This is a genomic window from Treponema ruminis (assembly GCF_014201975.1).
In the GTDB taxonomy this organism is placed as follows: Bacteria; Spirochaetota; Spirochaetia; order Treponematales; family Treponemataceae; genus Treponema_D; species Treponema_D ruminis.
In genome coordinates this window covers 1-13,408 of record NZ_JACHFQ010000008.1, presented here as the reverse complement: position 1 = coordinate 13,408, position 13,408 = coordinate 1, and the positions used below count along the sequence as shown (strand labels likewise).

General features: G+C 42.6%; 14 protein-coding genes. 12 read left to right on the top strand and 2 right to left on the bottom strand.

The features are described from left to right. Positions 1-3: 3 nt before the first annotated feature. Entirely contained in the window at positions 4-459 is a 456-nt protein-coding gene (locus HNP76_RS12250; protein ID WP_184660952.1) for an NfeD family protein, read from the bottom strand. A gap of 42 nt (positions 460-501) precedes the next feature. Beyond that, a complete protein-coding gene (locus HNP76_RS12245) occupies positions 502-693 on the bottom strand; it encodes a hypothetical protein (protein ID WP_184660950.1) in 192 nt (63 codons plus the stop codon). A gap of 405 nt (positions 694-1,098) precedes the next feature. On the opposite strand from HNP76_RS12245, the gene HNP76_RS12240 reads away from it, so the two are divergent. The 12 genes from HNP76_RS12240 (at position 1,099) to HNP76_RS14400 (ending at position 13,250) form a co-directional block, all read left to right on the top strand. Next, positions 1,099-1,851: a ParA family protein gene (locus tag HNP76_RS12240; protein ID WP_184660948.1), complete on the top strand. Its 753-nt coding sequence runs from the start codon at positions 1,099-1,101 to the stop codon at positions 1,849-1,851. Further along, the gene (locus tag HNP76_RS12235) at positions 1,851-2,324 is read left to right on the top strand and encodes a hypothetical protein (protein WP_184660946.1); all 474 of its coding nucleotides are present in this window, start codon (positions 1,851-1,853) and stop codon (positions 2,322-2,324) included. Before HNP76_RS12240 ends, HNP76_RS12235 begins: the two co-directional genes overlap by 1 nt. A gap of 1 nt (position 2,325) precedes the next feature. Next, positions 2,326-3,294, top strand: coding sequence for a plasmid encoded RepA protein (locus HNP76_RS12230; RefSeq protein ID WP_184660944.1), 969 nt, complete (start codon positions 2,326-2,328; stop codon positions 3,292-3,294). An 803-nt stretch (positions 3,295-4,097) separates the two neighbouring features. Next, positions 4,098-4,391 carry an STAS domain-containing protein gene (locus HNP76_RS12225; RefSeq protein WP_184660942.1) on the top strand — a complete coding sequence of 98 codons (294 nt, stop codon included), beginning with the start codon at positions 4,098-4,100 and terminating at the stop codon, positions 4,389-4,391. 15 nt (positions 4,392-4,406) lie between these two features. Continuing rightward, complete coding sequence (locus HNP76_RS12220; protein ID WP_184660940.1) at positions 4,407-5,003, top strand: hypothetical protein; 597 nt, start codon at positions 4,407-4,409, stop codon at positions 5,001-5,003. Positions 5,004-5,006: 3 nt separating this feature from the next. After that, positions 5,007-6,401 carry a carbon-nitrogen hydrolase family protein gene (locus HNP76_RS12215; protein WP_184660938.1) on the top strand — a complete coding sequence of 465 codons (1,395 nt, stop codon included), beginning with the start codon at positions 5,007-5,009 and terminating at the stop codon, positions 6,399-6,401. Positions 6,402-6,404: 3 nt separating this feature from the next. Then, positions 6,405-6,965, top strand: coding sequence for an NUDIX hydrolase (locus tag HNP76_RS12210; protein WP_184660936.1), 561 nt, complete (start codon positions 6,405-6,407; stop codon positions 6,963-6,965). A gap of 5 nt (positions 6,966-6,970) precedes the next feature. Next, on the top strand, positions 6,971-8,056 hold the full coding sequence (locus HNP76_RS12205) for an NHLP bacteriocin system secretion protein (protein ID WP_184660934.1): 1,086 nt from the start codon (positions 6,971-6,973) through the stop codon (positions 8,054-8,056). Between the two features lie 23 nt (positions 8,057-8,079). Then, positions 8,080-9,402: an HD domain-containing phosphohydrolase gene (locus tag HNP76_RS12200; protein ID WP_184660933.1), complete on the top strand. Its 1,323-nt coding sequence runs from the start codon at positions 8,080-8,082 to the stop codon at positions 9,400-9,402. Continuing rightward, positions 9,389-10,630 carry an ABC transporter substrate-binding protein gene (locus tag HNP76_RS12195; protein WP_184660931.1) on the top strand — a complete coding sequence of 414 codons (1,242 nt, stop codon included), beginning with the start codon at positions 9,389-9,391 and terminating at the stop codon, positions 10,628-10,630. The genes HNP76_RS12200 and HNP76_RS12195 overlap by 14 nt, the downstream gene beginning before the upstream one ends. Before the next feature lie 326 nt (positions 10,631-10,956). After that, positions 10,957-13,023 (top strand): methyl-accepting chemotaxis protein, encoded by a 2,067-nt coding sequence (locus HNP76_RS12190; protein WP_184660929.1) that lies wholly within the window; start codon positions 10,957-10,959, stop codon positions 13,021-13,023. A 92-nt stretch (positions 13,024-13,115) separates the two neighbouring features. Next, entirely contained in the window at positions 13,116-13,250 is a 135-nt protein-coding gene (locus tag HNP76_RS14400; protein ID WP_260309234.1) for a hypothetical protein, read from the top strand. Positions 13,251-13,408: the final 158 nt, after the last annotated feature.

Genomic DNA, 13,408 nt, shown 5'->3' with positions numbered 1-13,408 from the left:
CATTTATTTTTCATTTACGACAAGAGTATTGCCCTCAACACGAGAGACCACACAGACCTTGCCTTTGGGAATTTCTTCGCTTCCCTCCCCTATCGCCGTCCATACAACGCCGTTTGCAGCCTTGACCTCGCCCTTCTCGAACTTTGAGATTTTCTTGACGACCAGAACTTCCTGACCGTCAAGCGAATTGACGTTGGTTGTCACCCGGCCAAGACGAAGTTTTTTAACCGCAAAAGGCCTGGTGAAAATCATGAGAATAATTGTGATGAGGAAGAAAATCAAAAACTGCCAGCGGAGTGGCAAAGCAGTGCGTGAGAGGAAAATCATGAGCAGCGCAGAAACTGCCGCCCAGACTGTAGAGAGCGTAAAAGTGACGGCCTCAAAAATAAGGCAGACGACCATTATCCCCACCCAGAACCAAGGAAGATGAGAAAGAATCAGATCAAAGAATTCACTCATTCTTCTATTATAAAACTAAATTTAAATTTTAGAAAGAAAAATTTATACGCGCTCGAAATCTTTGGAAGCGTAAAGGTGGTCCACACCGTATTCGTTGATTACAAAAATTGAGCCTTTCTGCGGGCCGTCAATAATTTCACCCACACAAAGATAGATTTTATCGCGCTCGAAATAGTCACAAGCGTCACCGATATAACGAATTTTGTAAAGTGTCCTTTCTGTCTTGTTTTCCATAGTAATTCATTATCGGTAATTCCTTATAAAATCTTTAATTAGGGGCGAATCCCCTTCCTCCAGGCTTTGCGTGGTTCCGTGTTTCCACACTCCATTGCTTCGCAACGGCTGCGCCGCCACTCCAATCCAGCGCAAAAGCTTTTTATACTAAAAACGAGGCTTTCTCCTTCGGTGATGAAAGTACATGGATTAAATTCTTTGAATTCGTTAAATTCAATTTTTGTGCTATATTTATATAAATATATACTTTTACATATATCTATATCTTTTATCATAGTATTTATACTATCTTTTTTACTATTTTATTTTATATTTTCATAGTTGATTTTATATAAAAAATACTATATAACTATAAATATATAAAATTGCTGATTTTTACTAAATTCAAAAAGGTGGGAATATTTTATGAAATCATTTGTTTTTTTAAATCGAAAGGGCGGCACTGGTAAAACCAGTATTTCCGTTACATGTGCAATCGAACTTGCCCGCCGCGGCTTCAAGACAGTGCTGGTAGACTGTGACCCTCAGGGCAATTCATCATCATGGCTGTCAAAAAATTTTCAGTACGAGCTTTCTGACGTCCTCAACGGAAAAATCAAAGTAGGGGAGTGCCTGGTTCAGACCCACTTCGAAAATCTTTTCCTCCTGCCGACGTTCGCAATCAACGGCGGCCTTCAGAGCTTTGCCTCAAGCACACGAAATTACTACGTTTTTGAGGACGCAGTTTTCCCATCCCTCAAGGATTTCGACTACCTCATTTTTGACACCTCACCGGCTTTCGGCGACTTCGAAAAGGGAATCGCAAACTGCGCCGATGTAATCGTTCCTGTCCTCAAGCTGGACCAGTTCTCAGCCGACGGATTCCAGACACTGATTGAAAACCTCATCACCACGACAAAGGAAATACGCTGCAAGGATCTTCTTGAAAAAATCTCATTCGTAATCCTAAACCAGCAGGACAAGCGAATGAAGTTCCAGTCCCTCTTCGCAGAAAATTTCATGAAGAATTTCGACGACACCCAGTTCCTCACGATTCCGACTGACACATCTTTCGTAAAGGCACAGATCCTCAAAAATTCCATTCAGGACAAATCAATCACTGCCCGAAAGGAAACCACAGACGCAATCGACTCAATCATCAGGGAGATGACCAAATAATGAAAGTTCCACAGAATTACAACGCAGGCGCAACAAAAAAAGCAAATCTTCTTGAAGAAGCGATAAACAGCAATTTCACAAACCAGCAGACGGCAAAAAATACCCTTCCAGACGCACGAGAATCGATTTTGGCAGGCGAAAAGGCTGTTACAAGTCATAGTTCTCAAGCAGAGCAGAATTCTTCCATTACAGGCAATGTTGGGTCACAAACAGTCAACGCAGAGCCGGTCCGGGCAGTTGTAGCACAGGCAATTCCAGAAGCTGAGCCAAAAACTCCGACACGACGCGAAGTAAAGGAAAAATTCCTCGTATCAATGTCAAAAGGGGAGAGGAGCATCTTCAAGTCATTCTGCGCCCTCAAAGGCGTCTCAATGAACCACTTCGTAATGTGCGCTATGGACTACTTCAAGGAAGACCTGGAAAACGGTAAAGTTTCAATCAGCTCACACTCTTACAAAAGAAAGGAAGGCTAAAATGTCGGAAGAAGAAAACAAATACCTGCAGGAACTTTTTCCGATTGAGGCTTCAACAACTGAAATCATCAAAAAGTACCGGAGTTATATCGCAAGTCCTTTCATCGCGGCGGCATTGCCCCTCAAAGACGTAAAAAAGAACGTATTCGAGCGAAAGTACAACAACATCAACTTCAAGCTCACCAGCGACATCAAGGTTCCTTACGGAAAGAACGGACGTCTCCTTCTCACGATTATGACCACTCACGCAGTCCTTGACAAAGAGGCCAGCCCTGACAAGCCGGTAATCCTTCAGTATTCGTCATTGCAGCAGCTTCTGGACGAGCTTCAGCTTCCAAAGCAGCGGGGCAAGGAAGTCAAGGAACAGCTTGAGTGTTTTTCCGGCGCATCATTCGTATTCCGCGAGAAAAAGGTTCAGAAAACACAGAAATACCTTTTCAAAGAATTTTTCAGCGAGGACGAAAAGCTTGACGGCGAAGTCACGGCTACATGGCATTCAAGCGGCGTAGTTCCATTCTTTGAGTCAATGAGCTATGTTGACATCGACGAGAACGGCAAGGAAAAAAAGAGCATCGGCCTTACAATCGTTCTCTCGGACAAATTCACCAAGCTTTCCAAAGAACATTCAGTCCCGATTGACTACGGCGTTTACAAGGAAATTTCCAGCGTTGTCGGCAAGGATCTGTATGCATGGTTCGTTTACAGGAACAACAGCATCACTGAGCCGATTTTCATTTCACGCGAATCTCTTATAAATCAATTTTTGCCAATCAAGGAAAAAAGCTACGAATCCGAGGAAAGGGTAAACTGGAACACATTGAAGGAACAGATAAACCTTATCAAAAAGAAGTATTATCCCGACCTCAATGTATCGATTGCAAATGATAATTCAGGCATAACTCTTTCAAAAAGTAAGCCTGTAATTTTGCCAAATGATAAGCACTATGTTCTTGTCACGGCAAACTTGTAGTCACAAAAACACAACGTTAATAAACATATAAACAGATTTTACTATTTGTTTATATTTAAAAATCTATTTGAATTCTATTTGTTTATATAGAAGAAGTTGTGAATTTGTGACGATGTCGTTGAGAAAGTGTGACCGCGAAATTTGAGGAGTTTTGATAAGTCTTTGTAAAATAAGGATTTATTGAACTCCTTTTTTCGTTGAAAAAATGTGACTTTTCTGAGGCTTTTCCACAGTATTTTGTTTATAAGCGTTGAGATAGCGTTACTTTTGGCCGCTTTCTTCTATATAAATGTTGATTTTCGTTGTTCATTTGTTACTGATTTCTGGATTTTGTTTCTGTCCGAAGAATTTTTTAATTGTAAAAAACTTGGAAAACCGTTGAGAATTTGTTACTTGCCAGCCTGAGACCTCATTTAAGTCCATTTTATCCAAAATCCGTTGAAAAATTGTTACCAAATCCCCTTGAATCGTTGAAAGTCTGTTACTACCGTTCGGTAAATTCCCTGATTCTTGGTCTGCGTTGAAAATTTGTTACTCACTTAAATTTTTGTAATTTAATGAAATAGAAGAATGAAAGGGGCTAAATTCGAAACTTTTCCCTGTCACTGACTAACGAGTGTTATTTTGCCTTTCCGTTGATTTTTTGTTACTAAACTGTATGAATTTGTAGACGAATTCTGAAAAAACTCCTGCCAAATCCTGCGTTGAAAATTTGTTACCATAAAAATTTGCAAAAAATATCTTAATTTTTTCTGTAAAAAATATTAAGATGTGATATAATATAAATACTTTATGGAGGAAATATGGATATTAGTAAAACTTTGAACGGAACAGAGGCATCTATCAAAATCGGAGGTCGCCTTGATACTCTTACGGCACCAGACCTTGAAAAAGAAATTGCTTCGATTACAGAGGCGGCTTCCCTCGTAATTGACTGCGCAAAACTTGAATACATTTCATCAGCAGGTTTGAGGGTTCTTCTTTCGGCTCATAAAGCTTTTGCAAAAAAAGGCGGCATGATCGTAAAGAATGTAAACGAAACTGTTCTGGATATTTTTGATGTTACAGGTTTCAAGGATATTCTTGACATTCAGTAAAATCAGGAGAATTAAATGAAATCTGATATTTGTAAGTTTTCTCACGACAAGGATTCCCTTTCCGCTTTGCTTGATGAGACGGAAAAGGCTGCGTCATATTCAAATCTTGATAAAAAAGAGACTGGCCGCCTTCGTCTTCTTGCCGAGGAACTGGTCGGAATGCTGCCTGAGCTTCTTGAATTTTCTGACGGAGAATTCTGGGTTGAGAGCGAAGGCAAAAGTTTCGAGCTTCACACAGCCTTGTCTCCTGATGAATCAATGACTGAGGAAAGGCGGTCAAAACTTCTTGCTGTTTCAACTTCCGGAAAAAATGTATCTGCTGTCGGAATTATGGCAAAAATCAAGCTGGCCGTTGAATTCATGCTGATTGATTACGAAAGAAATGTTGCAGAGCTTCCTGCTGATTATTGTTTCTATAGTGAAGGAATCGTTCCTGCTCCATCTTTTTCGGGTCACGCCTGGTCCCTTGAAATTTACCGACAGAATGCCCAAAAAGAAAAAAACGAAAAATGGGATGAGCTTGAGCGTTCAATAATTGCCAACATTGCCGATGAGGTTCTTGTCGGAATTCAGGGCAAAAAAGTCGAGATCATCGTAAAGAAAGCCTTTTAATTTATGAATATTTACAACACAGTCGCTGATCTTTGTTCTCTGATAATCAATTCATGTACGGAAGAATTTTTCGTGCATTACAGTTGTATCTCAAATGCCGAAAAATTCCGGATAAACGAGCTGGTTCTGGAAAAAGTCCCGCTTCTTTTTGAGACAGAAACTGAAAGGCTCAGGATTTTTGAAGTCCACCAGCTTTCAGAAGAAGATTTGACCGAAGAGCTTTTTGAGAACATCAATGAGCTTTCGCAAAGATTCTACAAGAACAAATACTATTTTGCGATTGTGGGCTTAATTCAGATTCTTGATGAGGCGCTTGAAACCTTGTTAAAGAAGAAGATTGCCGAATTCCAGGCGGATGATTTTTCTGTCGTCTTAAACACTAACCGCGAGACGACGGGAATCGGCCTTCTGCCTCGTACTTCCTGCGTATGGGAACGAAAGCACAGGCTGAGCCACAGTTACAACCGCATGGATAATTTCTTGTTCAATATGCTTTTAATGGAAAATACGATTCTTGGAGAGCTTATTGACAAGCATTTCTTCCTCAAAAAAGACTTGTTCCCAAAATTCGGAGAAAAGCGGGCCTTAAAAATTGCCGCCACGCCTCTCCGGCTTGAAAGGCGTTTTGAAGTCGTTCCTTATTCAGAAGATAAGGTTCAGTTTTTCAAGATTGCTTATGACGAATCCGACCACGAAAGCGAAAACAAGCTTGTCTGGGAAAAGATTTTGGCGGCCTCAGAGCAGGAAAGCGACATCGTCGTCTTCCCGGAAATGCTGGGAAATCCTGAGATGACGGATTTTATCACTCAAAAGCTCAAGGCCCTTTCAGACGAAGAGCGGGAAAACATTCCATCCCTCATAATTTTGCCCTCATTCTGGGAAAAGAAGGGCAACACGGTCACGATTCTTGATAAATTCGGTGACATCATCTGCCGTCAGAGCAAGCAGAATCCTTTCCGTGCTGACTTGAACGGAACCGGTTACCTTGAGGGAATTCTTTCAAGTCTTGTGGTCAATATCTTCCATTATGAAGGAATTGGCCGGATTGCCATCCTTATCTGCAAGGACTTCCTCACTACAAAATACATGGAACAGCTCATGCGCTGCTTTAAGCTCACGCTGATTATTGTTCCTTCCTTCTCAACAGGTTCATATGATTTTCGCCAGTCTTCTGATTTGTGCGCCCACGATGACTGCAATGTCGTCTGGATCAACACATGCGCGGCTCTCGAAAAGGGCAAGGAACAGAATTTTGAGAATATCGGCTATGTTCGAAAGAGAATCAGCCGCACCGATGACGAAGCCCAGAGGCTTTGTAAAATGCCGATTTGTAACGGAGCCTTTAAAGGTCAGTGCAGCCATAAGTGCATTTATTACGAGACAATCAGTGGTGTGTAGTCTATGAAATACAAATCAATAGAGAAAGTTCATCAGGGAAAATTTATTTCCCGATACAATATAGAATATGAGACCGTGAGCGGCAGGGGCAAGACCTACGAAATGATCAGCCGCAACCCCAACATCACGAATTATGATGAATTGCGTGGCGGGCGGGTTGATGCCGTCGTTATGATTCTGCACGATGAGAGCAATGAGCAGATTCTTCTTTCGCGCGAATTCCGCATGGCGACAGGCGAGTGGGTTTACAATTTTCCAGCAGGCCTTATCGACAGCGGAGAGGATGCGGCTTCGGCGGCAGAACGTGAGCTCCGTGAGGAAACTGGCCTCAAGCTCACCCGCATCGATGAAATCTGGTTTGAAAGCTATTCTGCAGTCGGTTTTTCCAACGAAAAGAATATCGTGATTGAAGGAAAAGCGGCCGGCGAAATCAAACCAAGTGATTCAGAAATGGAAGAAATCGAAGCCTACTGGTACACAAAGGCTGAAATCCGCGCACTCTTAAAGGTGGCCCGCTTTGCGGCCCGAACTCAGGCCTATTGCGTACTTTGGAGCAGGGAGTAAAAGTAATGAAACGTGCAATTTTCAGAAAATCTGCCTTGGATAGAATCGCTTCTCTTGATCAGCTTGATCAGACTATGACCGTCGTAAAGCCGTCAAGCCTTCTTGCTTTGATTTCAGTTACGATTATCATCGTTGTTGCCCTTATGTGGGGCATTTTTGGTACGGTTCCTGACACAGTGAACGGAACCGGCGTTCTTGTAAACAGCGACCACATCACCAGCGTAAAATATGCGAATCAGGGTGCGGTCAAAAATATTTTTGTTAATCACGGAGACACAGTCCACAACGGTCAGATTATTGCGCGAATCGAGCGTCAGGACATTCTAGACCAAATCAAAGTGCAGGAAAAGAAGCTTGAAGGCTATCTCAAAATGCAGGAAATGGTCCGCTCTACACGCAGGGGCGGAAGTGAAAATCAGTGGATGATGAAAAGTCTTTTTGAGCAGGGACTTATCACCGAGCAGGAATATTTCAATTCCCGCCAGACTGAAATGAACCTCGACCAGCAGGTTACGGAGCTAAAGCAGCAGATTCTTCTTTTAAATGATAAGTATCAGACGGCAACTCAGGTTGTGGCTACGGCAAGCGGCCGTGTAATGGAAATTCCTGTGCGGCGCGGCGATTATGTCCAGCCGGGCAGCACGATTGCGGTTATTGAGTCCGGTGCTGGTGATGCTACAATCGGTGCCCTGGTTTATTTTCCGGCGGTTGAAGGCAAAAAAATCCGTCCTGGCATGAAAATCGGGCTTGCTCCGACTACCGTCAAGCAGGAAGAGTACGGCTTCATTCAGGGCTTGATTACCGACGTTTCTGAATTCCCGGTAAGCGACAACTATCTTATTTCCAGCCTGCAGAATATAAGTCTTGCCAATACTTTCCATCAGATCCAGAACCCAATTGAAGTGAAAGTGAGCATTATCCCGGATCCAACGACTTATTCCGGCTACAAGTGGTCTTCATCAAAGGGGCCAGCGCAAAAAATCGGTTCGGGCTACATCTGCTCGGCAAAAGTCACCACGGATTCCAAGCGGCCGATTTCGCTCATAGTTCCAACCTTAAAGAAAAAACTGCTTGGCGTGGGCGAGGACTAAAAAAGGGAGGTAAAATTCATTCCGTGAAGAAGAGTCTTTCTATAAGTGCATTAGTTGTCATTTTTGTTGCTCAGCTTGTCGGTATCTTGGGAATTGTTTATCTCAAATATTGTATGGACGTACAGGCGTCTTTGTACAATTCCATGGCCAACCAGATTTTTGAGGAAGAGCGTGATGTCGAAGAAATCCGGAGCCTCTTGTATAAATATGAGTACAACGTGGCTTTGATTATGATTTCCTCTGAATCGAACCAGGCAGGGGAAAACGAAGAACTCGCCAAAACAGAACTCGAAATCCGCAATCAGCTGATAAAACATGCCCAGATAATGAAAAGAATGGAGCTCAATTCCGAAAAGGAGCGGCTTTTCAGAAGCGTAAACGACGATGTCCTCAATTACCTGAATTACAATGTCGTTCTTCTTTCGATGAAGTCCGTTGAAAGCACGGAGTCAATTTCCCAGTTTATGAAAAGCTTCGTTTTTCCACTCGTGGTGCGGGTAAATTCCAGCATAAGCAGGCTTTCTGAAATGTCCAAGGTCTATATCGAGCAGTCAAAGGCCGAAATGGACCGTCATCTTGATTCCACCAAGTATTTTTCAATCATCGGCTTCGTCGTGCTTATTTTTTCACTGGTAATCAGCACGATTTACACTCACAGGGTTTTAAAGGAACTCGAGGAAAAGAACAAATTCTTCCAGTCCAAGTCCGAAGCCAACGAAATGCGGATTCTTGAAATTCAGAATAAGACGATTATGGGAATCGCCGACCTTGTTGAGAGCCGTAGCGGCGAGACAGGCCTTCATGTAAAGAGGACCAGTCATCTTGTAAATATGATTTTGCTGCAGGCCAGAAAGAAGGGTAAGTGGAGCGAAATCCTTACTGATGAATACATTGATTATGTGACCAGGGCTGCCCCGATGCATGATTTGGGAAAAATCGTTATTCCTGATGCGATTTTGAATAAGCCTGGAAAATTCACGCCTGAAGAATTTGAAATAATGAAGACCCATGCAAGCGCCGGTGGAAAGATTGTCTATGACATCATCGGTGGCGTTGCTGATAAAAAATATGTGGACATTGCTTCGGATATTGCGAGCTATCACCACGAAAAATGGAACGGCAAGGGCTATCCGAACGGAAAAGCCGGTCAGGAAATTCCTCTTTGTGCGAGAATCATGGCTGTAGCTGATGTTTTTGACGCCCTGATTGCGGAACGCTGCTATAAAAAGCCTATGAGCTACGAGGATGCCTTTGCTTTGATTGAGCGGGAGTCGGGCGAGCATTTTGACCCGGAAGTCGTGGAATTGTTTATGGAGCTGAAGGATGAAATCTATGCGGAACGATAAGTCATTTCTTTCTATTATATTGATTTTTCTCTCTTTGCTTCTTTCCGGCTGCGGGAAGAAGGCCGAAGAAAATCAGCTTCGTACAATTAAGTTTTCCTGGTGGGGAAGTGAATCCCGTGCCGACTACACGCTTAAGGGAATCGAAGCCTTTGAGGCGGAAAATCCTTCTGTCAAAATCGAGGCGGAATATGATACCTGGAGCCGTTACGAAAAAACTTTTGAAGAAGACGTTGCGGCTGGTCAGTCTGCCGATGTGATGCAGATAAATTTTGACTGGCTCGATAAATATTCGCCTGATGGAAAAGGGTTTTATGACATCAATACTCTTGCGGAGTATGTTGACCTTTACAATTACACTCTCAATGATTTGGATTATGGCACAATCAAGGGCAAGCTGAACGCGATTCCGATAGCATTCAATACGGCAATTCCTGTTTTTGATAAGACTTTCTTTGAAAAGAATTCGCTGAAAATTCCTTCGACCTGGGACGAACTTTTTGCTCTGGCAAAAATTTTAAAGCAAAAGGACATGTATGTCTTCACGCTGAGCAACAGGCACCTTCTTTTTCTGGCAATTGCATGGTTTGAGCAGACTTTCTCCAAAAGGGTCTTTAATCAAAGCGGCGGGCTGAATATTTCCGAGGAAGAAGTCGGGCAGATTTTTGATTTCGTCAGGCGGCTTGTGCAGGAAAATGTGATTTATTCGCCGACGAGGGGATTTAAAATCAGCGCGCTGAGGGAAGGCAAAATTGTCGGTGCCCTCTTGTGGTGCAATGAAATTTCTTTGTTCGTTAAGGAAGTTGAGTCTCTTGGCGGAAGTGCGGCTCTTGGCAATTTCATCACCACTCCTGGTGCCAGTGAATCCGGCTGGTATTTAAAGCCCGCGTCCATGTATGCGATAAAAAAGGACTGCAAGAATCCAGAGGCAGCCGCAAAATTTTTGAATTATCTCCTTAATAATCAGGATTTTGCCCTCCTGCAGAAAAATGACAAGGGCGTTCCTGTCAGCAACAAAAGCCTTACCGCCCTTATGGAAAATAATCAGCTGGAATCCCTTCAATATTTTGCCCTCATGAAAATCCGCTTCAACCGGGGCTCAATAAACGCCATGATTCCTGTCATGGACGACAATACCGTAATCAAGTCCTTTGCGGAAAATGCTTTTGATTATGCCGATGGAAAGGCGTCAAAGGCTGATTCCGTAAAATCCTTCCTGGAAAACTGGTAAAAAAGTTCAAATTTTTTTCAAAAAATTTTAGCCCTTTTTAAAGCTCCTTCGTATAAATTAATGAGTGGATTTCAAATCTCTTATGACTTTTGAAGCTTCTCGAATTTCAACTCAAATTTGTACTTAAAATGGAGAAAAAAATGAAAGGTCTTATTTTTTACAGTGTCGTTGTAAGTTCAATCGTATTTTTCGGTGGCTCTTATTTGTTTACCATGTTTATATAGGCTGAAATGCCGCTTTTTTCTGTTTACTTTTTTGCATTATCTATTTTCACACTAAAAAATTTCAAATATTATTTGTTTAATAAAAAAAGTCAGGAGAAAAATATGAAATCTGCTAGCAAGCTGTCTATCCTTGCCGCAGCGCTTTTTGTCGCCGTCGGTTTGGTTGCAGTGTCTTTTGGGTCGGTTCTTTTGTTCAGAAAAAATGCCAGAACGCATCTTGAACAAATGAAGTACACTAAGGTTCTTGAAATGGAAAAGGGCCTTCTTCCGGAGCGGAAACTTGCCGTTCAGCTGGCCCAGTCGCCGGCCGTTGTCGATTACATGGCAAATCCTTCCGATGAAGAAGTTCGTGCGCTGGCCTTCAGGGATTTTAAAACCTTCCAGGATTCTTTCAGTTCCCACCGCACATTCTGGATTTCTGATTCCGATTTGAAATATTATTCGAATATGGAATTTATTTACGACCTTGATAAGTCTGATCCCGCAAATGCCTGGTATAAGGCGACAATCGATGCAAATCTTCCCTTCCAATTCTATGTTGATTATGACCTTGGCCTTAAAAAGACTTTCATGTGGATAAATGTTCTTGTTTATAATGAAAGCAGAAGGGTAACTGGTATTACGGGCACCGGTGTCGAGCTTACGGATTTCGTTCAGTCAATGTATGCGACCCTTGAAAAAGGAATAACGATGTACATGTACAACTCCAAGGCTGAAATTTCTGCTTCTACGGACATTTCTGATCTTGAGAAAAAGATTCCGATAACGACGACCATGCCTGAGCTTAAGGAAGTGAAAAATCTTTTTTCCAACCACAATGTCTTCCATTCAACTTTGCATGGCGTTTATATGATTTCACCGATTGAATCTTTGCGCTGGCAGCTGGTTTTATTCATTCCTTTTACTGTAAAAGCTTTCTTTGCAAATGCCCTTGTTCCTTTCGCCTTTTTTATCATTCTTGCCGTCATAATCTTGATAGCCTATTCAATGCACAATCTTTTTAAGCCGCTTTCGGAAGTTCATACAACCGTCAAAAATATTGTTTCCGGGGAAGCGGATCTTACACGACGACTGAACACGGAACTTCATACACCTTTCAAATCAATTCACAATATCATAAATCATTTTAATACCTTCATGGGAAAACTTCAGGAAATGATCGGAACCATCAAAACGTCCAGCTCTAATCTTGATGTGGTTTCGAAAAACATGAAGGAAAGCGTTTCATCCGTATCTGACTCAATGACCCGCATCCGTCTGAGTATTGGAAACGTTCAGGAGCAGATTCATAATCAGTCACAGGGATTTAATGAGGCTACTGATGTCGTGCGGGAAGTTGCTTCCAGTATCTCGACCGTAAACGAAATGATTGATTCTCAGACAAAAAGCATTCGTGATTCCTCGGCCTCTGTCGGTCAGCTTGTAAAAAGCATTGAGGAAATCAGCGGCTCGATGGAAAGCATGGCTTCTTCATTCAATATTTTGGACAGGGAAGCCCAGAGCGGAATGGCAAAACAGCAGAAGGTAAACGAGCGGATTTCTCAGATTGAGGAGCAGTCACAGATGCTTCAGGAAGCGAACATGGCTATCGCTTCAATCGCCGAACAGACAAACCTTCTTGCAATGAATGCTGCAATCGAGGCGGCTCATGCCGGTGAAGCGGGAAAAGGCTTTGCTGTCGTCGCAGATGAAATTCGTAAGCTTTCAGAAACTTCGTCGGGTCAGTCAAAGACAATCGGCGACCAGTTGAAAAATATTCAGGACAGCATCGGGGAAATCGTTGCAGCTTCTCAGGAATCAAGTACGGCTTTTTCAGGAGTTTCTTCGCGAATCCAGGAGACGGACGTTCTCGTTCAGACAGTAAGGGCTGCTCTTGAAAATCAGAATCGTGGATCAAGAAGCGTAATTGAGTCTCTCGCCGGTATGGATAAGACTGCGGAAAATGTCCGGGATGCTTCCCGCAAAATGGCTGGCGGCAGTTCTCATGTTCTTGAAGAAATGGATAAGCTCAGATTCTCTCTTGAGGCTGTTCAGGAAAGCATGGCTACAATGTCAGAGAATGCGCAGAGTGTTGTTAAAAGCGGAATGAAGCTGGATGGCTGTGTTGAGGAACTTGATTTGAATGTAACTCAGCTTGGCTCTGATGTAGGCCGCTTTAAGACGGAGTAGAAATCGGGCCCTTCGGGGCTGGATTTTAGCCCCGCGAAAAAAAATGAAAAATTTTTGAAAAAAATAAAATTTTTTGTTGACAAAAAAAAGATATGGTGATATATTCTTTTCTCGTCGCCGACAACGAGCGGCGCACAAAAAGTTCTTTGAACGGCATATCAGTGAAGGAAAGAAAAGACAAGAACGTGGAGCAGGCTTTCAAAGCCTGGTTCATCGTGTGGCATTAACGCATACATACAAAACAAGCCAGCGGGGAGAGATCCCCTGTTGGAGTTCCTAATCAATTCAAACTTAAATGAAATGATAAGGTCAGGCAAAGATTTATGGTGAAATCTTCAGTCCCTCGGGACTGTTAGAATAATCATGGAGAGTTTGATCCTGGCTC